At 72.9% G+C, this 20,541-nt stretch carries 13 protein-coding genes and 1 riboswitch; of the genes, 4 read left to right on the top strand and 9 right to left on the bottom strand.

Translation table 11 applies throughout. The annotated features are described in order from the left end of the window. The first annotated feature begins 1 nt into the window (after position 1). From G448_RS0104305 to hisG, 4 genes are all read left to right on the top strand, one after another. The gene (locus G448_RS0104305; protein WP_026406993.1) at positions 2-793 is read left to right on the top strand and encodes an ABC transporter ATP-binding protein; all 792 of its coding nucleotides are present in this window, start codon (positions 2-4) and stop codon (positions 791-793) included. After that, positions 790-2,478 (top strand): ABC-2 family transporter permease, encoded by a 1,689-nt coding sequence (locus tag G448_RS0104300; RefSeq protein ID WP_051268613.1) that lies wholly within the window; start codon positions 790-792, stop codon positions 2,476-2,478. Before G448_RS0104305 ends, G448_RS0104300 begins: the two co-directional genes overlap by 4 nt. Before the next feature lie 138 nt (positions 2,479-2,616). Next, complete coding sequence (locus tag G448_RS0104295; protein WP_026406991.1) at positions 2,617-2,880, top strand: phosphoribosyl-ATP diphosphatase; 264 nt, start codon at positions 2,617-2,619, stop codon at positions 2,878-2,880. Between the two features lie 51 nt (positions 2,881-2,931). After that, the gene (hisG, locus tag G448_RS0104290; RefSeq protein ID WP_026406990.1) at positions 2,932-3,777 is read left to right on the top strand and encodes an ATP phosphoribosyltransferase; all 846 of its coding nucleotides are present in this window, start codon (positions 2,932-2,934) and stop codon (positions 3,775-3,777) included. A 63-nt stretch (positions 3,778-3,840) separates the two neighbouring features. On the opposite strand, the gene G448_RS0104285 is transcribed toward hisG, so the two are convergent. The 9 genes from G448_RS0104285 to G448_RS0104245 form a co-directional block, all read right to left on the bottom strand. Continuing rightward, entirely contained in the window at positions 3,841-4,860 is a 1,020-nt protein-coding gene (locus G448_RS0104285; RefSeq protein ID WP_026406989.1) for an ABC transporter substrate-binding protein, read from the bottom strand. A gap of 122 nt (positions 4,861-4,982) precedes the next feature. Next, a complete protein-coding gene (locus tag G448_RS0104280; RefSeq protein ID WP_026406988.1) occupies positions 4,983-5,861 on the bottom strand; it encodes an ABC transporter permease in 879 nt (292 codons plus the stop codon). 145 nt (positions 5,862-6,006) lie between these two features. Continuing rightward, positions 6,007-6,149, bottom strand: a riboswitch (FMN riboswitch). A gap of 79 nt (positions 6,150-6,228) precedes the next feature. Further along, positions 6,229-7,713 (bottom strand): sodium/proline symporter PutP, encoded by a 1,485-nt coding sequence (putP, locus tag G448_RS0104275; RefSeq protein WP_026406987.1) that lies wholly within the window; start codon positions 7,711-7,713, stop codon positions 6,229-6,231. A 126-nt stretch (positions 7,714-7,839) separates the two neighbouring features. Next, complete coding sequence (dhaM, locus tag G448_RS0104270; RefSeq protein WP_026406986.1) at positions 7,840-8,247, bottom strand: dihydroxyacetone kinase phosphoryl donor subunit DhaM; 408 nt, start codon at positions 8,245-8,247, stop codon at positions 7,840-7,842. Further along, a complete protein-coding gene (gene dhaL / locus G448_RS0104265) occupies positions 8,244-8,909 on the bottom strand; it encodes a dihydroxyacetone kinase subunit DhaL (RefSeq protein WP_051268641.1) in 666 nt (221 codons plus the stop codon). Before dhaL ends, dhaM begins: the two co-directional genes overlap by 4 nt. A 17-nt stretch (positions 8,910-8,926) precedes the next feature. Continuing rightward, positions 8,927-9,931 carry a dihydroxyacetone kinase subunit DhaK gene (gene dhaK, locus G448_RS0104260; RefSeq protein WP_026406984.1) on the bottom strand — a complete coding sequence of 335 codons (1,005 nt, stop codon included), beginning with the start codon at positions 9,929-9,931 and terminating at the stop codon, positions 8,927-8,929. A 103-nt stretch (positions 9,932-10,034) separates the two neighbouring features. Beyond that, positions 10,035-10,550 carry a holo-ACP synthase AcpS gene (acpS, locus tag G448_RS0104255; protein ID WP_026406983.1) on the bottom strand — a complete coding sequence of 172 codons (516 nt, stop codon included), beginning with the start codon at positions 10,548-10,550 and terminating at the stop codon, positions 10,035-10,037. Continuing rightward, entirely contained in the window at positions 10,547-10,750 is a 204-nt protein-coding gene (locus G448_RS18005) for a hypothetical protein (protein ID WP_156910916.1), read from the bottom strand. The genes acpS and G448_RS18005 overlap by 4 nt, the downstream gene beginning before the upstream one ends. Before the next feature lie 254 nt (positions 10,751-11,004). Further along, complete coding sequence (locus G448_RS0104245) at positions 11,005-20,517, bottom strand: type I polyketide synthase (protein ID WP_211227960.1); 9,513 nt, start codon at positions 20,515-20,517, stop codon at positions 11,005-11,007. Positions 20,518-20,541: the final 24 nt, after the last annotated feature.

Below are 20,541 nucleotides of genomic sequence, written 5' to 3'. Positions count from 1 at the left end.
TATGACAACCGCGCCGACAGCAGCACCGCCCTCCTCCCCCACCCGTGCCACCGGCCTCGTCCCCGGGCTGAGGCTGGCCGGGATCTCGAAGTCCTTCGGCCACCAGCAGGTCCTCACCGGGCTCGACCTGTCGGCCCACCCCGGCCGCGTCTACGGACTGCTCGGCCTCAACGGCGCCGGCAAGTCGACCGCCTTCAACATCGCCCTGGGGCTGCTCAAGCCCGACGCCGGTGAAGTGGAGATCCAGGGCGCCCCCTTCTCCCGGCGCAGTCTGGCCCAGGTGGGGGCCTCCATCAACGGCCCCGCCCTCTTCCCCCAGCTGTCCGCACAGCGCAATCTGCTCGTCCACTGCCGCCTGACGGGCACCTCCCCGGAGACCATCGCCCCGCTCCTGGAGCGCGTGGGTCTGGCCGGGGTCGGCGGGAAGCGCGCCGGTTCCTTCTCCACCGGTATGAAGGTGCGCCTGTCCCTGGCCATGGCGCTTCTGACCGACCCGGAGGTCCTCGTCCTCGACGAGCCCCAGAACGGTCTGGATCCGCAGGGAATCATCGAGCTGCGCGACCTCGTGCGCGATCTGGCCGACGAGGGCCGCACCGTCGTCGTCTCCAGTCACCAGCTCGGCGAGATCGCCCGCATGAGCGACGATATCGGGGTTCTGGCCACCGGACGCCTCGTCTACGAGGGACCGCTGACCGACTTCGCCGACGCCGACGACGAGCGGGCCATGGAGGCGGCCTTCCTGGCCGCCGTCACCGGAGGCGGGCGCCGCACTGAGACGGAGGTGCGCGCATGAGCGCGAGCGCCGCCGTGCAGCCGCAGACTCGGATGAGGGTGCGGGAGAAGGCGGCGGTGAAAGCAGGTCTGTGGGACCTGGTGCGCGCCGAGCTCGCCCGCAGCCGGCGCACCTTCACCTGGGGCGTCATCGGGGCGACCCTCATCTTCACCGTCCACATCATCATCCTGTCCAATGCCTCGGTCTCCTCGGGCGTGGTCACGGAGCTCCAGTGGAACGGCAACGCGCTGGCGTGGATGCACCTGTACGCCGGGGCCTTCGCGGTGCCCCTGGGACTGCTGACCGGCGCCATGACTCAGTGGCGCGAGCAGCGATGGCGCCAGGGCGGAACAGCCTGGCGCGCCGTCGAGCCGCGCCGGGTGGTGACCGCTCGCCTCGTGGTGCTGAGCCTGTCGGCGCTCGCCTGCCAGGTGGCGCTGGTCGCCCCGGTGGTGGGGCACGCCCTCATCGTCGGCAGTGGTTGGGGCCCCTGGGACCGGTACCTGCTATTCGCTCTCTACATGTGGATCGTCGTCACCGGCTCCTGCGCCTGGGGCATGGCGGCTTTCCGAATGCTGCGGGTTGTCGCCGTCGGGGTCGCGCCCGTCCTCGGCTTCGTCTGGTCCGGGGCGGGGGTGACTCAGGCCGAGCGGACCGACTGGTGGATGCTCCCGTGGGCCTGGACGGCCCGGGTGCCGCTGCCCCTGCTGGGCGTTCACGGCAACTCCGAGATGCTCGAGGCGGACTCGCCGGTGTGGGGCTACCCGCTCCTGCCCGGGTTCCTGCTGACGGCCGCCCTGACGCTGGTCGGCATCGGCCTGGCCGTCCTCAGCGGCACGCCCGGGGGTGCCGAGTCCTCGGCGCGGCTCGTCGTCGGGCTCAGACGCCTGCCTCCCGGTGGACAGACCACCGACGCTCAGCCGGAGAGCGTCTCGGAACAGGTCCCGGTGGAGGCTCCGACATCGCCGTCCCGGAATACCCCGCAGTCCCGCGCCACGCCCGCCACCCGCATGGCCCGTATTCCCGGGCCGCGCAGCGCCGTCCTGGCAATGGCCGGCGTCCTGCCCTGGACCGTGTGGGCGGTCCTCGCGATCCTGCTGCTCGCCCTCCTGGGAGTCCTCCACGCCGTGTATCCGCCCGGGTACGGGCAGAGCTTCCTCGAGCTCGCGGGAGAGCCGATCGCCGCGGCCATCACCGGCATCACGGTATGGGGGCGGCTCCAGCCGGCGTGGCGCACGCTCATCACCCGCCGAGGGGCCGGCGGCATCCTGACCTCAACCGCCGTCCTCAGCGGCCTCTTCCTCGTCCCGGTCCTGGCCATCTCCTGGATCGTGACCGTCCTCGGCGACACTCTCACTCGCAACGACCCGAGCCTGCCGGCGGTGACCGGCCCGGTCTACGGGCTCATGGTGATGCCGGCCGTGGCCTTCATGATCGCGGCCGTCAGCCTGGCGGTGGCGCTGTGCACCCGAATCGTCATGGCGATCGTCCTCGATGTCCTGCTGGTGATCATGGGACTGCTCATCGGCGGCAACGACGTCCTGGTGGTCACGTGGCTGTGGCGGCTGGCCCCCTGGGGCTGGATCGCCGTGGCCCACCAGTTCCCCGAGCGCTGGCTGACGATCGTCGCGGCGAGCCTGCTCATCGGCTCGGTGGCGATGGGGGCCGCGGTCCTGGGTGCTCGGCGGGCGGCGCTCAGGAGCTGATCCGGAAGCGCGACGTCCCCGGTCCCACTGAGTCCGGTCGGGCTCCCGCCGGTTCCCGCCGATGGATCCTTCCGAACGATCCCGCGGCTCAGCACCCGGCTGAGCCGGAGGCGGCCGGCCTTCCGATAGCCTGGAGCCATGAAGACCTTCGAGGACCTGTTCGCCGAGCTCCGGGACAAGGCCGCGACCCGCCCGGCGGGCTCCGGCACCGTGGCGGAGCTGGACCGGGGCGTCCACTTCATCGGCAAGAAGCTGGTCGAGGAGGCGGCCGAGGCCTGGATGGCCTGCGAGCACGAGTCCGACGAGGCGGCCTGCGAGGAGATCAGCCAACTGCTCTACCACGCCCAGGTCATGATGGTCGCCAAGGGCTACAGCCTCCAGGACGTCTACCGTCACCTGTAGACCTCGGCCCCGCACCCCACTCGACCTCCTCCCTACAGATCAGGAACCGCCGTGCTGCGTATCGCCGTCCCGAACAAGGGATCCCTGTCCGAGCCCGCCATCACCATGCTCTCCGAGGCGGGCTACCGCACCCGCCGCACGGGCCGCGAGCTCGTGCTCGTCGACGAGAGCAACGACGTCGAGCTCTTCTTCCTGCGTCCGCGCGACATTGCCGTCTACGTCGGCCAGGGAACCGTGCACGCCGGAATCACCGGCCGTGACCTGCTCCTGGACTCAGGGGTCGACGCCGTCGAGCACCTGCCCCTGGGCTTCGCCCGCTCCACCTTCCGCTTCGCGGCCCCGACGGGGACGATGGCCTCGATCGCGGACGTCGCGGGCAAGCGCGTGGCCACCTCCTACGACGTGCTGGTGCGCGACTACCTCGCCGCCCGGGACGTGGACGCCGTGACCGTGCACCTCGACGGCGCGGTCGAGTCCTCCGTCCAGCTCGGGGTCGCCGATCTCATCGCGGACGTGGTCGAGACCGGCACGACGCTGCGCGCCGCGGGCCTGGAGGTCTTCGGCGAGCCGATCCTGACCAGCGAGGCCGTGCTCATCACGACCGAGCAGCATCGGGACGCGCCCGGGCTGGCCACACTCGTGCGGCGCCTGGAGGGCGTGCTGCGCGCCCGGTCCTACGTGCTCGTGGACTACGACGTTCCCATGAGCAGGCTGCACCTGGCGGCGGCGCTGACCCCGGGCATCGAGTCGCCCACGGTCTCTCCGCTGCAGAACCCCGACTGGGTGGCGGTGCGCGCCATGGTCCCGCGAATGGACATGAACAGGGTCATGGACGAGCTCTACGAGGTCGGGGCGCGCGCCATCCTCGTCTCCTCACTCCTGGCCTGCCGGCTGTAGCCGGCTCGTCCTGCGCGCCCGACCGCGGCTCGTCCCCGTCGGGCGCATCCGAGGGCATGGCGACTACTGCCCCAGGGGCACGCACACGTCGGAGTCCCGCACCTCCTCCTCGCCCAGCAGCCCGTGGGAGGACAGGAAGTCGATCATGGGGGCGATGTCCTCGACCCGAACGGAACCGATGTCCCGCGTCCCGTCCCCTCTGACGAGGTCGCCGGTGGCCACGGCGACCTCGCGGGCGTGCGCGGCCTGAGTCGTATCGGCCAGGTCGGGCACATACTCCTCGGTGGCCTCGACGGCGGCATCCGGGTCGTCGATGAAGCTCGTCATACCGGTGGCCGAGGCCGCGACGACCTCGGCGAGCTCGTCGCGACGGGTGGATAGGGCATCCGATGACGTGATCAGGGAGGCGCCCACCAGCGGCACGTTTTCACCGATGGCGAGGGTGCGCACGGCGGTGCCGTTCTGCGCGAGCTGAACGGCGTCGTTGTTGGAGTAGCCGACGACCGCATCGACCTTGCCCGAGGCGAGCGCGGCCTGCTGGGTGTAGCCGATCTCCTGGATCGTGACATCGTCCTGGCCGAGCCCGGCCGTGGACAGGGCCACCAGGAGGGAGTACCAGGTCTCCCCCGAATTGCCGGGAGTGCCGATGGTCCTTCCTCTCAGCACGGCCAGGTCCGTCATCTCCGAGTCCTCGGGCACGATGACGCAACCGGGGTAGCGCTGGTAGAAGCCACCGATGACGACCAGGTCATTGCCGTTGGAGGCGGCCACGACCGCCTCGTCCGCACCGGCGACGACGAGCTGCTCCGTCCCGGCCAGGAGAGCGTCGAATCGGCCCTCCTGCTCGCCGTGGTGGCGCAGCGACACCCCCGAGGCGTACTGGTCGTTCCTCAGCGCCAGGTAGAAGGGGGCGAACTGGATGTTGGGCGTGTACGTCAGGCCGATGACCAGGTCCCCGGTGCCTCCGGAGGCACCGGCGGAGGCCTTCCGGGCACCGGTTCCGGAGCCGCAGGCGGTGAGGATCCCCGTCAGGGCCGTGACGGAGACGGCGGACAGGATCGAGCGGCGGGAGGGGTGGTTCATCGTGGGTCCTTCCGGTCGGCGGGTTGGCAGGGTCGGCAGGTCGAGCGGATGCGTGAGAATGGCGCGACGCCGGGCGGGCGAATGGTCTGCGATGCACGGGTCGGCGCACGGGTGCGCGGTCGTCAGGTCGCACGGCGCCCGCGCAGCGAGTCCACGACGCGGCTGCGGCGCTCGAGCTCGTGCAGGCACCAGTGGGTGGTCGTCGCCATGACGCACAGGATGACGATCGTGGAGAACAGGCCGGTGGTATCGACGCTCTGGCGCTGGGAGGCGAGGACCATGCCCAGGCCTCTGCCCCCCATGATCATCTCCCCGATGACCGCGCCGGTGACCGACAGCGTGAAGCCGGTGCGCAGCCCGGACAGGATGGCGGGCAGCGCCATGGGCAGCTCCATGTGCACGACCATGGAGGCCCCGTGAGCGCCGTCGAGCCGGGCGGCGTCGATGACGTCGGTGTCCAGGCCGCGCAGGCCCAGCAGGACGGTGACGGTGATCGGGAAGAAGACCATGAGGACGCACAGCGCCACGATCGGCACGGTGCCGTAGCCGATCCACACGACCAGCAGCGGGGCGATGGCGACGGCGGGCACGGCCTGGGAGGCGGCGACGTAGGGCAGGACGGCGCGGGTGAACAGGCGCCAGTGGAAGAGCGCCCAGGCCAGGGGCAGGGACAGCGCCGCCGCGGCCAGGCAGCCCAGCGCCGCCTCGGTCAGGGTGATCCGGGCGTACTCGAGCAGGCCGGCGCGGCTCACGCCCAGCCACAGGCGGCGAGCGACGTCCGCGGGCCCGGGCAGGAAGACCGGCAGGATGAGGCCGGCGCGGGTCACGGCCCACCACGTGGCGAGGATGGCCAGGCCCAGGGAGATGGCGGGGCCGGGGCCCCGATGCCCACGGTGTCGCCGGGCGGAGGCGCGTTCCCGCCACGACGAGGCGACGCGGGCGCTGCCCGTCCGATTCGCGGCCAGCGACGACACGGGGCGATCGACGGTGGTGGTGCTCACGCGAGGTCCTCTCCGCTCGCCCGAGGCGAGCGCCCCGGGAGGCTCCGGGGTGACGGACGGCCGTGGACTCGCGCCGTGCGGCACCTGGTGACCGGAAACTGCCCGCGTGGGCGGCCACCGCTCAGGGCGCTCCCGGACCGGGTGCCTCGTGCCTCCTCCCATCCGGACTCTCACCGTCGGTACCGGAATTCCACCGGTTCAACCGATCGTGCCGGTCCGGCGGACCAGCACGGCCGGGTCGCGGACTGTCACCGCCGGCTCGGACTTTCACCGACCCCGGAGCACGTTGCTGGTAGCGAGAGTAGTCCACGGTCCCGGGCACGACAATGCGCCCCGATGACTGGCAGGTCACACCGCGGGATGACCGTCATCGGCGGGCCGCGGTGACGGCAGCCCGGAACTCGGCCTCGACCGCGGGATCGGGGCGGCCCGCGCGCGAGACGGCCCAGGCGACGAGCAGATTGGCCGCGAATCCCGGGGCGAGCTCGTACAGGTCGAAGATTCCGCCGGGGCCGCCATCGAGGCCTCCCCAGATCATGACCACGACCGCACCGGTGACCATGCCCGCGACCGCGCCGATCGCGGTCAGCCGGCGCCAGTACAGGCACAGCAGGACGATCGGCCCGAAGGATGCTCCGAAGCCGGCCCAGGCGAAGGCCACCAGGGCCAGAATCGTGTCGTTGGGCGACCATGCCATGGCGGCGGCGACGACGGCCACGATCAGGACCGCGAACCGGGAGTACATGACCAGGCGCGGCTGCGGGGGCTCCACGTCGCGGATCCGCTTGTACAGGTCCTCGATGAGCGCCGAGGAGGTCACCAGCAGCTGGCTGGAGATCGTCGACATGATGGCGGCCAGGATCGCGGCGAGCATGAAGCCGGCGACGAAGGGGTCGAAGAGCAGCCGACCCAGGCTGATGAACACGGCCTCGGGGTTGGCCAGGCCGGAGGCGTCGCGCTGGTAGACGGCCACCCCCACGACCGCGGTGGCGGCGGCGCCCGCCACCGCGAAGAGCATCCACCCGATGCCGATGCGCCGCCCGGCGACGGCCTCCTTCGGGGACCGGATCGCCATGAATCGCACGATGATGTGGGGCTGACCGAAGTAGCCCAGGCCCCAGGCCAGCGAGCCGGCGATGCCGATGACCGAGGTGGTCGGGCCGACCATCGCCCAGTAGTGCGGATCGACCGCACTGACGGCATCGATGGTGGCGCGGATGCCGCCGAGGCGGACGACGCCGGCGACGGGGACCGCGACGAGCGCCGCGACCATCATGAGACCCTGGACGAGATCGGTGTAGGACACGGCGAGGAATCCGCCCACAAGGGTGTACATGACGGTGATGCCCGCGACCAGTGTCAGCCCCAGCCGGTAGTCCATGCCGAAGGAGGACTCGAAGAAGGTGCCGCCCGAGACCATCCCGGAGGAGACGTAGAAGGTGAAGAACACCAGGATGATCAGGCCGCTGACCCAGCGCAGCAGGTGCGTCGAGTCGTGGAGCCGGTTGTCGAGGAAGCTGGGAATGGTGATCGAGTCGGCGGCGATCTCGGTGTAGGTGCGCAGGCGCGGCGCCACGAGGCGCCAGTTGAGCCAGGCTCCCGCGGTCAGGCCGACGGCGATCCACGACTCGACCAGGCCGCTGGCGTACAGGGCCCCGGGAAGCCCCATGAGGAGCCAGCCGGACATGTCCGAGGCCCCGGCCGACAGCGCCGTCACCGCGGGGCCCAGGCCGCGGTCGGCCAGCATGTAGTCGTCGAGAGAGTCGTTGCGGCCGTAGGCCCACCAGCCGATGACGACCATGCCGACGAAGTAGATGATCATCGAGATGGCGGCGGACGTCGTGGGAGACATGACTCTCCTCGGTGCAGGGGAACGGGTTGTCCACCGCACCCTAGCCGGGAGGCGCGTCCGCGTGCACGTCCTCCTCACGGGACCTTCGGGCCCTCAGCGCCCTGCCCCCGGGCGGGGCGAGCGGGCTCAGGTGGTGAGCTGGACGCGCTTGGCCTCGATGGCGGTCTCGGCCTCGGCGGCGACGTCATCGAGCGTCTTGCCGATGCCGGCGGCCGCGTAGGCGCCGACGAGGCCCTCGACGAGCGGTGCCGGGCTCAGGCGCACTCGGGCCGCGACGCCCGGGTCGAGCAGCTCGAGGGCCGTCTCCGCGCTCATGATCCCACTGCCGAGATCGGCCAGCACGAGAATGCCGTCGCCGTCGTCCGCTCGTCCGACGGCGGCCGCGATCTCGGTGGCGTCGGTGCCCAGACCGCCCCCGGACAGGCCCGCGGCGAGCTCGACGCGGACGTCGAGACCCGGGACGAGCCCGACGGCGAGCTCGAGCGCCGCACGCGCGAGCTCCCGGGAGTGCGAGACGAGAACGAGCCCGATCACGTGGCGCTCCCATCGACGACCTCCGCGAGGGCGCGCACGACGAGAGCCGTGGAGGAGGCCCCGGGATCGATGTGCCCGACGGAGCGCTCCCCGAGGTAGGAGGCCCGGCCTTTCCTGGCGAGCATCGGCCCGGTGGCCGCCCGTCCGGCATCGGCGGCCGCGGCCGCCGCTCGAAGGGCCTCCGGCAGGTCCGTGCCGGAGCGCAGGGGGTCGAGGGCCGGGAGCCAGGCATCGAGCATGGTCTTCTCCCCCGGCTCGGCCCGACCGCGCTGCGCGATCCCACCGACGCCGGCCTCGACCGCGTCCGCGAGAGCGGCGAGATCGAGGTCGCTGCGGCCCGCGGTCGCGGCGGCCATGCGCAGGAAGAAGGTGCCGTACAGGGGGCCCGAGGCACCGCCGACCTTCGAGATGAGGGCCATGGCGGTCCTCTTCAGGACGGCCTCCGGGGTCTCGGGGACCGGCCTCAGCGCCTCGACGGCGGCGGCCAGCCCCCGCTTCATATTGGTCCCGTGATCGGCGTCGCCGATGGCGGCGTCCAGCTCGGTGAGCTCGTCGGCGTGCTCGTTCACGAGGTCATTCGTACGGCGCACCCACGCCGCCAGCCCCGCGGCCGTCAGCACCGTCGGCTCGATCGGCTCAGCGGTTCCGTTCGTCCTGGTCATCCCGGCCGCCGCCACGCTCATCGCCCCCAGCGCAGACCGGGGGTGCTCACCGGGGCGTCCCACAGGCGCAGGATCTCCTCGTCGGCGCGCACGAGGGTCAGGGAGCAGCCGGCCATGTCGAGGCTCGTGATGTAGTCGCCGACGAGGCTGCGCTCGACGGCGATGCCGGCCGACTCGAGCAGGCCGGCGACCTCGGCGTACATGACGTAGAGCTCGATGAGAGGAGTGGCCCCCATGCCGTTGAGGAGGGCGATGACACCGTGCCCGTCGCCGGCGGGGAGCTCGGCGAGGATCGGTTCGACGAGGCGTTCGGCGATCCCGGCGGCGGTGGCGGCCCTCTCCCGACGGCGGCCGGGCTCGCCGTGGATTCCGATGCCGATCTCCATCTCGTCGTCCGGCAGGTCGAAGGAGGGCCCGCCATTGGCGGGAACGGTGCAGGAGGTGAGCGCCACGCCCATGGAACGACCATGATCGCGAACCCGCCGGGCGACGACGGCCACGTCTGCGAGACCCCTGCCCTCCTCGGCGGCGGCGCCGGCGACCTTCTCGACGATGACGGTGACGCCCACGCCACGGCGCCCGGCAGTGTGGACGGAGTCCTCAACGGCGACGTCGTCGGCGGTGACGACAGTGGCGACCTCGATGCCGGACTCCGCGGCGACGAGCTCGGCCGCCATCTCGAAGTTCATGACATCGCCGGTGTAGTTCTTCACGATGTGGAGGACCCCGGCCCCGCGGTCGACGGCGGCCGTGGCGGCGGCGATCTGGTCGGGGACCGGTGAGGTGAAGATCTCGCCGGCGCAGGCCGCGTCGAGCATGCCGGGTCCGACGAAGCCGGCGTGAAGGGGCTCGTGCCCGCTGCCGCCGCCGGAGACCACGGCGACCCTCCCCTCCTCCTTGGGGGTGGCGCGGTAGACGACGCGCCGGTCGACGTCGACGCGGAGCGCGCCCGGATGGGCCGCGGCCATGCCCGCCAAGGCGTCCGCAACGACGCTATCGACGGTATTGATGAGCTTCTTCATGCGCCCATTCTACGCTGATTGAGTCCCCGGTCACAGTACCCATCGGGGCCGTTCGACGCCCTCACGGAGCGCGCGTCCACGGCCGCCCCCTCCCGATGGGGCCTCACGGGGAGGTCACCGCGAGGACGATAGCAGCCGCCCAGTCGCCATCGTGGGTCAGCGAGACGGGCCAGGCGCCGGGCCGGCCGCTCCCCTCCCCCAGACTCGTCTCGACGGCACGGGCGATCGCGCCGCGCAGCCGCAGCGAGGGCCGGCCCCAACGGTCGGTGACGACCTCGATATCGGACCAGTCGACGTCGTCGGGAACGATCACCGGGGCGGATGCCCCGCCCGCCCGGGTGTTGAGGGCCTGCGACCACGCCTTGATGAAGGCCTCCTTGGCCGCCCAGCGGGCGGCCAGGTGCTCGGCCTCGGTCGAGCCCGTGTCCTCGGAGCGGCGACGGGCCTCACGGCGCTCGCGGGCTGTGAAGACCCGTTCGGCGAAGACGGTGCCGGGCCGGGTCACCTGCTCGGCGAGGCCGGGAACGTGAACCAGGTCGAGTCCAACGCCTGCGGCGCCGTGGCCCGCGGGCCCCTCCGGCAGTCGCGGACGGCGCCCGCGATCGGACGACGCCGTCATCCCCGGGCTCGCTCATCCGGCCGCCGTCTCATGGCGACCTGGGGAATGATGCCATTGCGGGCGGGCTCGGAGCCCGGAACCGCCGTGAAGCCGGGACGGCGGTGGAAGCGCACGGCCCCATCGTTGAAGGCCGCCCGCACGGGCCGGATGAGCACCGTGCCTGGTGCATCCGTCGTTCCCATCATGCCCGCGGAATTCACGGCGGCAGTGTGCCACATGCGCCGCCCGAACGGGGTGAGCGACGTCCGCCACGGGCGCCCGAGCCGCTCCGCGGGGACGATCCGATGCGCCTCGCGTCGGGATCGGTCGGCGCCCCGGGCACGCGCCCGGGGCCCGCTCCACTCCCGACTCACTCGCACTGCGCGGGGAGGACGGGACGGCGGATGACGCGATCGGCGCGACCGGCCCGGGAGCCGGTCGCGCCGACGTTGCAGTGCGTTCGGCACGGGGCGCGTCAGACCTCCTGACCGGAGCCCGCGCCCGTCCCCTCACCAGCGTGATAGACGCCGTCGGCGCCCAGCCGCGCCCCGGGGTCGAGGAGCATGGCGGCCTCGACCTCGTGCGGGTCGCGGCGCCTGGTCTCCTGACCGAGCCGCCGTCCCTCGACCTGCTCGAACAGCGACGCCCGGCCGATCATGCCGGCACGACGGCGGCGCGTGCCCGAGGCCAGGCGGGCGTTCGCGCTGGCCAGCCAGGCGTCCACGGCCTCCTGGCCGCCCGACTGGCGCAGAGCGGACTCGAAGGCGCCGGGATGGACGAGGGCGATGAGACCGCTGACGTGCCCGAAGCCCAGGCTCGTCAGCAATCCGGCGCGCACCACTCCGGCGCCCGGGACTCGACCGGACTCGCCCCCGCGGCCGGACAGGCGGATGGGCGTGCGCGGCCAGACCCAGAAGGCGTCCTCGACCAGCGGGGCATCGACCACGTCGAGGCTCGCATTGCCGGGAGCCACGCCGGTGGCGAGGATCTCGGCCAGACCGGCGACCTGGAACAGCGCGGCGCCGCCCTTGGCGTGACCGGTGATCGTCTTCTGCGACACGACCACCAGCGGGTTGCCCTCGGAGCGTCCCAACGCGCGCGCCAGGCGCGTGTGCAGCTCGGACTCGTTGGGGTCGTTGGCGCTCGTGGACGTGTCGTGCTTGGAGACCACGGCGATGTCGTCCGCCTCGACGCCCAGCGCGCGCAGGGCGCGCGCCAGACGGGAGTCCGCGCCTCCGCGGCCCGCTCCCAGGGCGCCCAGGCCGGGCGCGGGGATGGAGGTGTGGGCCCCATCGGCGTAGGAGGACACGAAGCCGATCACGCCCGCGACGGGCAGCCCCAGACGCGCGGCCACGGAGGCGCGGGCCAGGATGACGGTGCCGCCCCCCTCGGCCTCCACGAAGCCGCCACGACGGCGGTCGTTGGCCCGGGAGAAGTGGCGGGCGGAGATGCCCTTGGCGTACATGGAGGCCGCCTCGGCGGTGGCGTTCATGTTGCCGAAGCCGACGACGGACTCCACCGAGATGTCGTCGATGGCGCCGGCGACGACCACATCGGCCTTGCCCAGCGCGATCTTGTCCCAGCCCTCCTCGATGGACACCGCGGCGGTCGCGCAGGCGCTCACCGGCTGGACCATCGAGCCGTAGCCGCCGACGTAGGACTGCATGACGTGCGCCGCCACGACGTTCGGCAGGGCCTCCTGGAGGATGTCGCTCGGGCGCTCCTGACCGAGCAGCCGCCCCACGAACATCTTGCGCATGGCGTCCATGCCGCCGAATCCGGTGCCCTGCGTGGAGGCCACGTCGCCGGGGTGGACGGCGGCCAGGAGCTCGGCCGGGGAGAAGCCGGCCGACAGGAAGGCATCGACTGCGGTGACGAGGTTCCACGAGGCGATCGGGTCCATGCTCTCGGCCATCGCCGCCGGGATGCCCCAGCGCTGCGGGTCGAAGTCGACCGGGAACTGGCCGCCGACCGTGCGGGACAGGGCCGCGCGGCGCGGCACGCGGGCGAGCGATCCGGCCAGGCGGGTGACGGTCCACTCCCCGGTCTCGGTGTCGGGCGCCACGAGGGTGTGCTCGGGATCGGCGGCCTCCAGGGTGCGGGCGGTGGCCTCGTCGGCCACGGACAGGGTGATGTCCCGGTCGAGGTAGACGGCCACGTCCTCCTCGGCGTCGGGGGCGATCACCCCGTCGTCGACGAACTCGCGGATGCCGCAGCGCGCCACGACCTCGTCGCGGTAGCGCTCCACGATGTCGGACTCCTCGACCAGCTCGCCGTCGGTGTCGTACCAGCCGGCCCTCGGCGAGTCGTGCCAGGTGAGCAGGCCCATGCCCCAAGCGAGCTCGAGAACGCCCGCGGCGGTCAGCTCGACGTCGTCCCCGCCGCTCATGCCCAGCTCGGCCTCGCGGCGCGTGCGGCCGGAGCCCCATGTGGAGACCTCGCCGGTGGAGATCACGACGACCATGTCCTCCAGTGAGGCGTCAACCTCTCCCCAGTCGGGGGCGGCCGGCTGCGTCGGCACCACCGGCGTCGGCAGGGCCTTGATGGTGGCGGGGGTCGGGTCCTCCCGCCCGGCCCGCGCCGCCTCGGACGCCCGGGCGAGAGCCTGCTCGCGCAGGGCGACCAGGTCCACGTCCTCGCCCAGTCCCCCGGTCAGGTCGGCCAGCACCGGAGCGGCGGTGGCCCGGGCCCGCGCCTCGGTGGTGCACAGGGCGACCAGCTCGGCGGCGATCTCCCGGGTGTCCCAGGTGCGCACCCCGGCGGCCTCGACGGCGGACACGAGCGGGTCGTTGCCGCCCATGAGGCCGGTGCCCCTCACCCAGCCGATGCGCGGATGGGCGAGCGTCACGCGCTCGGCCCAGGTCCGCTCCGCGCGCCACCGGTTGACGATGGCGTCGAGGGCGGACTTGACCTCGCCGTAGGCGCCGTCCCCGCCGAAGGTGCCGCGGTTGGGAGAGCCGGGCAGCACGACATGGAGACGGTGGTCGACGTGAGTATCGGTGCCGATGGCGCTCAGCGCGGCGATGGTGCGCTCCACGCTCCACAGCAGCAGGCGCGTCTGCGACTCGGCCTCGGGACCCGCGTCGGACAACGTCCCGGATACACGCGGCGCGGCGAAGGGGAACAGCAGGGTCGGGACGAGCGCCTCCTTGATCAGCTTGCTGGAGCCGCCGGAGGTGACGACCTGGTCGTGGCCGATCCAGTCGGCCAGGGCGTCGACGTCCCGGTAGGAGGCGAGATTCGCCGGAACCATCCACAGGCGCGCACCGGCGGTGGCGTGCTCGCGATACAGGTCCTTGGCGAAGGCCAGGCGCTCGTGCGTCAGGCGCGAGCTGGTCGCCACCACGGTGGCGCCGCCGGCCAGCAGCTCGCCGACGACCGCCGCGGCGATGGAGCGCGGTGCGACGCCGGTGACCACGGCGACGTCATCGGCCCAGCGAACCGACTCGTCACCGGCCACGGGACGCCGCACCGCCGCGGCGGCGATGGCCTCGGCGATCGCCGCGCGCTCCGCAGCCCGCGGCGCACCCGTCTCGTGCAGGCTGCGGGCCCACCAGGCCGCCTGATCGGCAACGGCCCGGCCCAGGCCGGTGAAGCGCTCCGGGGCGAGCAGTGCGCGTGCCCGGTCCAGCGGCGTCTCACCATTGCCCAGACGAGCCAGGTCCTCGCGCGCCGTGGCCCAGCGGTCGTCGATGAGAACGGCGCGGTCGGCGTCGAAGGACGGCGTCACCGAGCGGAGCCATCCGGTGCCCAGCTCGGCATCGACGGCCTCGACCAGGGCGCGCGTGGCGGCGGCCTCGTCGTCCGCGTCGGCGGGAACGGTGACCCGGTCCGACAGCCCCAGGGCCGACAGGACGGTGCGCGCGGTGGTCGCCAGCACACCGTCCTGGCCGGTGACGGTGGCGGCGAAGGCGTCCAGGGCCGCGGAGTCCACCACCGCGCCCCCGGCGCCGCCCGCGGCGCTGGGCTTGGCGACGGCGGTGCCGTGCGCCGAGGCCACGTCCTGCACCGCCTTGTCGATGAGCGCGTCCACGGCGCCGGAACTCCCCACGGGGGCGGAGGACCCGAGGGAGGCGAGGTCATCGCCCCGCATGGAGGCGCCCTCACGGGTGCCCAGGAACAGGTCGGCGGTGACGTGGGAGACCCACCCCTCGCCCAGACCCCAGGTGCCCTTGACGCGCTCGGCGATACGGGTCGGGCGCACGCCCGACGGACCGAGAAGGCGGCCCAGGCCGGTGCGGATGGCGTCGGTCAGGACCGGGCCGAAGGCCTTGTAGCCGGGGGCCCCCTTGGCCACGGTGGCCGCGAGCGCCGTCATGTCGGCGTCTGCGGCGCCATCGATGCTGGCGAGCTGGAGCTCGGTGCCCATGTCCATCAGGAGCTGGTTGCGCCGCGAGGACACGCCATTGGTCAGGGTCTCGGTGGTGTCCGTCGCGCCGATCTGCTCGGGGCGGATGCGCGCGGCGTGCGCCAGGAGCACGGTGAGCGCGTCCGTGGCGGTGAAGGGCAGATCGTCAGCAGGACCGGATGACGCCGATGGCGCCGAAGGAGCCGACGGAGCCTCAGCAGGTGCCGGTGCGGCCGGGGCCTCGGCGGGCGCGGTCGCCTCGACGGGGGCTGCGGGCTGCTCGCCGGCCGGCAGCTCGAAGCTCTCCTCCAGATCCACGGCGGGGTCGGTGTCGGTGGCCAGGACGCGCGCCTCGTCACGGCGGACGTTGTGGACCGTCACATGATGTCCGTGGTGCTGGGGCAGCATGAGCGTCCTGGAGGCCAGGTTGGCCAGCGTCGGGGACGCGGCCAGACCCATCTCGATCACGTGCTCGACGCCCAGTCCGCCCTCGTCGGGCGAGGACAGGAGGACGTCCTGGGTCTCGATCCAACGCACCGGGGAGGCGAACTGCCAGGCCAGCAGCTCGATGAGCAGCTGGCGGGCCAGCTCGACGGGCCGGCTCTCCCAGGCGCCCCAGTTCTCGATGACGGCCCTGACCGGCTCGGACGGCACGACGTCGAGGATCGAACGGGCGAACTCGGGACTCAGCTCGAAGGGACGCGCCACGAGGTTGGGCACGTAGCGACCCACGAGGCGCTCGACGTCCAGATCGGTCGGCACGAGGGCGGCCAGGCGCTCGCGGAACTCGGGCACGCCGGGGCGCAGGACCTCGGAGTGGAAGGGCACGTCGATGCCGGGCACGAACATGAAGGGGTTCTTGCCGCCGCGCGCCTCGGCTTTGGCGCGCGAGTCGGCGGCCAGGGCCTCCAGTCCCTTGATGGTGCCCGCCACGGCGTACTGCACGCCGGCCAGGTTGTAGTTGACGATCTGGAGGAACTCGCCGGTCCTCTCGGAGATCCGGGCGACGTAGTCCTCGACGTCGGTCGCCTTGATGCCGGCCTGGTTGGGACGGAGGGCCCCCATGCGGTAGTTCGAGGCGCCGTGCTCGTCGCGCTCGACCAGGGTGTGCATGGTGGAGCCGCGCTGGAAGACGATGGAGATGGTCGTCTCCACGGGCATGACGCGCCCGTAGGCGCTCAGGGCGGTGTACTCCCCCAGGGAGTGCCCGGCGAAGGCCGCGCCCTCGACCAGGGCGCCGGCCTCGGCCAGGCGCGCCGTGGAGGCCATGGCGACCGTGGCCAGGGCGACCTGGGTGAACTGGGTGAGGTTGAGCAGTCCCTCGGGATGACGATAGGTCACTCCGCGAGCGGTCATCTCGGTCGGGTTGTCGCGCACCAGGGCGATGACGGAGAAGCCGAGCTCGGCGCGGGTGTGGGCGTCGGCGCGCTCCCAGACCTCACGGGCGGCCTTGGAGATGCGCATCTCGTCCAGGCCCATGCCACGGGTCTGAATTCCCTGGCCCGGGTAGATGTAGGCGGTCGGCTCGGGCTCGGTCACGGCGGTGCCGCGGGAGACGACCTCGTCGCCGATACGGCAGGTGACCTCCAGCACGAGGCCGCCGCCGCGGACGAGCCCGGTGCGCTCGACGCTGATCTCGACGCGATCCGCGAGCTCGACGGTGCCCAGCATGACGTAGGTCCAGCCCGCCAGCACGTTGCGGGTGCCATCGGCTGCGGTGGAGGCCGCAACCTGCTCGGCGGTGGCCGACAGCCACATGCCGTGGACCAGCGGCGCCTCCATGCCGGCGACCTTGGCCGCGTGGTAGCTGGTGTGGATGGGGTTGAAGTCGCCGGTGACGCGTGCGAAGGCGGTCATGTCCGACGGCGCCGTCACAGTGACGCGGCGCAGCAGGCGGCGGGCGGCGGGGGCGGTGGGGCGTCCCGTGCCTCCCGCCGGCTCGGGGGCCGAGGGCACGGCGGTGCCCGAGGCGCGCCCCCGGATGGCGAAGCGCTCGCGCATGAGTGCGACCAGAGCGCCCTCCGATCCCTCGGCGGCGTCGGTCAGCTGCAGGCGCACGTCGACGACCCGGCCGGCGCTGGACTCCTCCAGGGCGGCCACCCAGCCATCGACCTGGATGACGGTCCCGGGGCCCGCCTGGGCGTGCAACTCGGCCAGTGAGCGGTGCAGGTCGATGGTGTGGTCGAGGTGAACGGCCCCCAGCAGCCCCTCGATCAGCGGCATGCCGTCCTCGACGACGCTGCCCAGGGCCGCGTAGACGACCGGCCAGCACGGACCGAGCAGGGCGTCGGGGACCAGCGGGGCGGGCGACAGGGAGGTCGGCAGGGCATCCGCGGTGACGGCGCCGTGGTCGGCCCCCAGGGTGTCGGCCAGGGTGAACCGGGCATGGACGGTGCCGAAGGGCTGCGCGGCGGGACGGCCGAGCGCGTCGGTGGCGCCCTGGACGGCGGGGACCACCTGCGGCAGGCGCTCGACGAGGTCGCCGGCGATGGACACGGCTCCCACGCCCGCGGTGGCGCGCAGGAGATCGTTCATGGTCTCGCTGATGCGCTCGGGGTCCACCAGTGGTGCGGCCCCGTCCCAGGCGCGGGCCAGGCGCAGGGGGACGACGAGGCGACGCACGGCGTGCACCGCGTCCCCCCCGGGGGTGGAGTCCCAGTGGGTGTCGAGGCGAATGTCCAGGTCGTAGGCGTCCTCGGCGACGTCGGGGCGGGCGATCACCGCATAGGCCTCCGGCTCCAGCACGCGAGCCGGGTTGATGGTCAGGTGGCCGTTCCACAGAACGTGCGGTGTGGTGCGGACCAGCTCGGTGGCGTCGGCCACCGGAGCGCCGAGCGTGCTGGCGGTCACCTCGGTGCCCAGGCGACCGGCGGCGGTCTGCTCGGGGACGCCCGCGGTCTGGAGGGCCTGCACGGCGGCGGTCTCGAAGCGCTCCAGCAGATGACCAACGGGCTCGTTGATGGTGGTGATGCCCGCCACGGCGACAGGGCCGGGGATGATGCGCACCTGGTCGGCGGTGTAGCGCGGGTCCTGGGACTGCCACAGGGAGTCGGTGCCCCACCAGCGCAGGATGTCGGCGTCCAGGACGGGCACGAACGGCACGGGCTTGGGGTGCTTGCGGCACAGGTCGACGAACCAGGCCGCGTCGGCCGGCTCGACGAGGGTCCGCGCAGCGGTCGGGTAGCTCCGGGCGAGCGCCGCCAGGGCGCCGTCGGCGTCCAGGACGTCGTCCTCGGTGGCGAACAGGGTCCGGATCTCGCCGTGGTCGGCGGTGCTCAGACGCGCCTCGATGCGGTGGAGCAGATCGAGGAAGCGGTCATACCAGCCCTCGTCGGCCCAGTCCGCGCGCGTGGCGGCGCGACCCGCGTGAGGGGCGACGCACAGCTCGGCGTAACGGGTGGCCCACGCCAGGTAGGTCATCTCCTCCACGTCGCCGAAGTAGGGCTTGGCGGTCCTCGACAGGGCGGCGATCATCTCGTCGCGACGGGCGTTCATGGCCTCGTCGTCACCGGCGAGCTCCTGGATGAGGCGGGAGGCGCGGGCCGAGGAGTTGTCGATCTCGTACAGGTCGGCGCGCAGGTGCGACAGACCCGAGGTCATGCCGCCCACCGAGGTGCCCGAGGCGACCCAGCCGCCAGCGTGCGCCGGGTCGATTCCGGGGGTGTCGACGAGGAGCTGCTTGACGTCCTCATTGGTCCTGGCCTCCAGGCAGGTCATGGCGGCCGTGCCGACCATGACGCCATCGACGGGAGCGGCCGTGACGCCGTAGGCCTCGGCCCAGCACCCGGTGAGGTAGTCGGCGGCCCGCTCGGGGGTGCCGATGCCCCCGCCGACGCACACGACGAGGTTGTCGCATGCGCGGATGGCGTCGTAGGTGGCCAGGAGCATGGTGTCCAGGTCCTCCCACGAGTGGTGCCCGCCGGCGTGCCCGTCCTCGATCTGCATGATGACCGGGCTGTCGGGCACGGCCTTGGCGATGGCGATGACCTGCCGGATCTGGTCCACCGTGCCGGGCTTGAAGGCCACGTAGGGGAAGCCCTCGGCGTGCAGTCGGGCCAGCAGGGCGACGGCCTCGTCGAGCTCGGGGATGCCCGCGGAAATGACCACGCCATCGACGGGGGCGCCGGCGCCACGGGCCTTGGACAGCAGGCGCTGGGTGCCCAGGTGGAGGTTCCACAGGTAGCGGTCCATGAACATGGCGTTGAAGGCCGCGGTGCGGCCCGGCTCCAGGGCGGCTTCCAGCCCGGCCAGGTTCTCGGTCAGGACGGTGGCGGTGGTCTGGCCGCCGCCGGCCAGCTCGGCCCAGTAACCGGCGTTGGCGGCGGCCGCCACGATCTCGGGATCGACGGTCGTGGGGGTCATGCCGGACAGGAGCACGGCGGAACGCCCGGTCAAGCGGGTGAAGGCGGTGTCGAGGGTGAGCCGCCCGTCGGGCAGGCGCGTCAGGCGCGGGGCGAACCGGGCGCGGTCGACCGCCGGTGCCGGGGCGGCGCCGGGACGGTCCAGGTCATCGACGCCGCGCGCGGTGCCGGCGGGTATGACGGTCGTTCCGGTGCCGGCGACGACGGCCTCGGTCAGGCGCGTGAGCACGGTGCCCGGGCCCAGGTCGACCACGAGGTGGGATCCGGCCGAGTCGAGGGCCCCGGCGACCGACGCGGGCCAGTCGACCGGGTCGATGAGAACGGCGACAGCGAGGTCGCGGGCCAGTCCGGCGTCCAGTCCGGCCCGCTCGGCCCAGGCGACGACGTCCTCGACCGCGGGTGCGAGCAGCGGGGTGTGGAAGGGCACCGACGTGGCGAGGAACTCCGTCACGGGGCTCAGCACCGCGCCCCCGCGGCGACGCTCCTTGCGGTCGTCGGCACTGCGCCGGGCGGCCACCTCCAGGGCGGCGACCACGGCCTCCAGGGAGGCGGGGCGGCCCGACAGGATGTGGGCCTGGCGTCCATTGGTCACACCGACGCTGAGGCTCTGGGCACCGGGGACCCGGGCGAGCACCGCGTCCAGCTCCCGGCGGGTCACACCGCGCACCGAGAGCATCGGGGTGGACTCCCCCACGGTGCCCAGGTCGAGGCGGCGCGTGGTGCGGGCGGCGGCCGCGCCGATGAGACGGGCGATGGCGTGGACCTCGACGACGCGCTCGTCATCGACGGCGTCGGCACCGGTCAGAGCCCGTAGCAGCGCGACGCCGAGAACCCCCTGGGAGTGGCCGATGGCGACGGCCGGGGCCGCGGGTCCGGTGGCGTCGACGCCCGCCCCGGGCAGGGAGGCGATGGCGGCGTGCTGGGCGAACAGGATGCCCGGGACCGAGATGTCGGCGGTGTCCGCCGCCGCGCCGTCCGCGGAGGCGACGGCGGGGGTCACCGGGACGGCGTCATCGGTCAGGAACCGGGCCCCGCGCGGGGTGATGGTCAGCAGGTCGGTGGCCACGGGGGCCAGGCGGGCCGCCACGGCGGCGTCCACCCCGACGAGCACGGATGCCAGGTCCCGATCCAGCCCGACGAACTCGTCGAGGGTGGCGCGCCAGGGCGTGGCCTGTCCGCCGAAGGCGAGCACGTAGGGCTCGCCCCTGCTCAGGCGCTCGGCGGAGGTCGGGGCGACGGCGGCCTCAACGGTGGTGGAGGTGGTGGGCTGGGTGCTCATGCGGTCCTCGGTCGTGGTGGACGG

The sequence above is a fragment of the Actinomyces gerencseriae DSM 6844 genome (genome assembly GCF_000429265.1).
GTDB lineage: Bacteria > Actinomycetota > Actinomycetes > Actinomycetales > Actinomycetaceae > Actinomyces > Actinomyces gerencseriae.
The sequence above is the reverse complement of the archived record's forward strand: the minus strand, read 5'-3'. Positions and strand labels throughout refer to the sequence as shown.

Coding starts and splice junctions, on each gene's coding strand:
- acpS (WP_026406983.1), bottom strand. CDS start 10,550: ATGACGGCGTCGTCCGATCGCGGGCGCCGTCCGCGACTGCCGGAGGGG.
- G448_RS0104285 (WP_026406989.1), bottom strand. CDS start 4,860: ATGAACCACCCCTCCCGCCGCTCGATCCTGTCCGCCGTCTCCGTCACG.
- G448_RS0104245 (WP_211227960.1), bottom strand. CDS start 20,517: ATGAGCACCCAGCCCACCACCTCCACCACCGTTGAGGCCGCCGTCGCC.
- G448_RS0104305 (WP_026406993.1), top strand. CDS start 2: ATGACAACCGCGCCGACAGCAGCACCGCCCTCCTCCCCCACCCGTGCC.
- G448_RS0104300 (WP_051268613.1), top strand. CDS start 790: ATGAGCGCGAGCGCCGCCGTGCAGCCGCAGACTCGGATGAGGGTGCGG.
- dhaK (WP_026406984.1), bottom strand. CDS start 9,931: ATGAAGAAGCTCATCAATACCGTCGATAGCGTCGTTGCGGACGCCTTG.
- dhaL (WP_051268641.1), bottom strand. CDS start 8,909: ATGACCAGGACGAACGGAACCGCTGAGCCGATCGAGCCGACGGTGCTG.
- putP (WP_026406987.1), bottom strand. CDS start 7,713: ATGTCTCCCACGACGTCCGCCGCCATCTCGATGATCATCTACTTCGTC.
- G448_RS0104295 (WP_026406991.1), top strand. CDS start 2,617: ATGAAGACCTTCGAGGACCTGTTCGCCGAGCTCCGGGACAAGGCCGCG.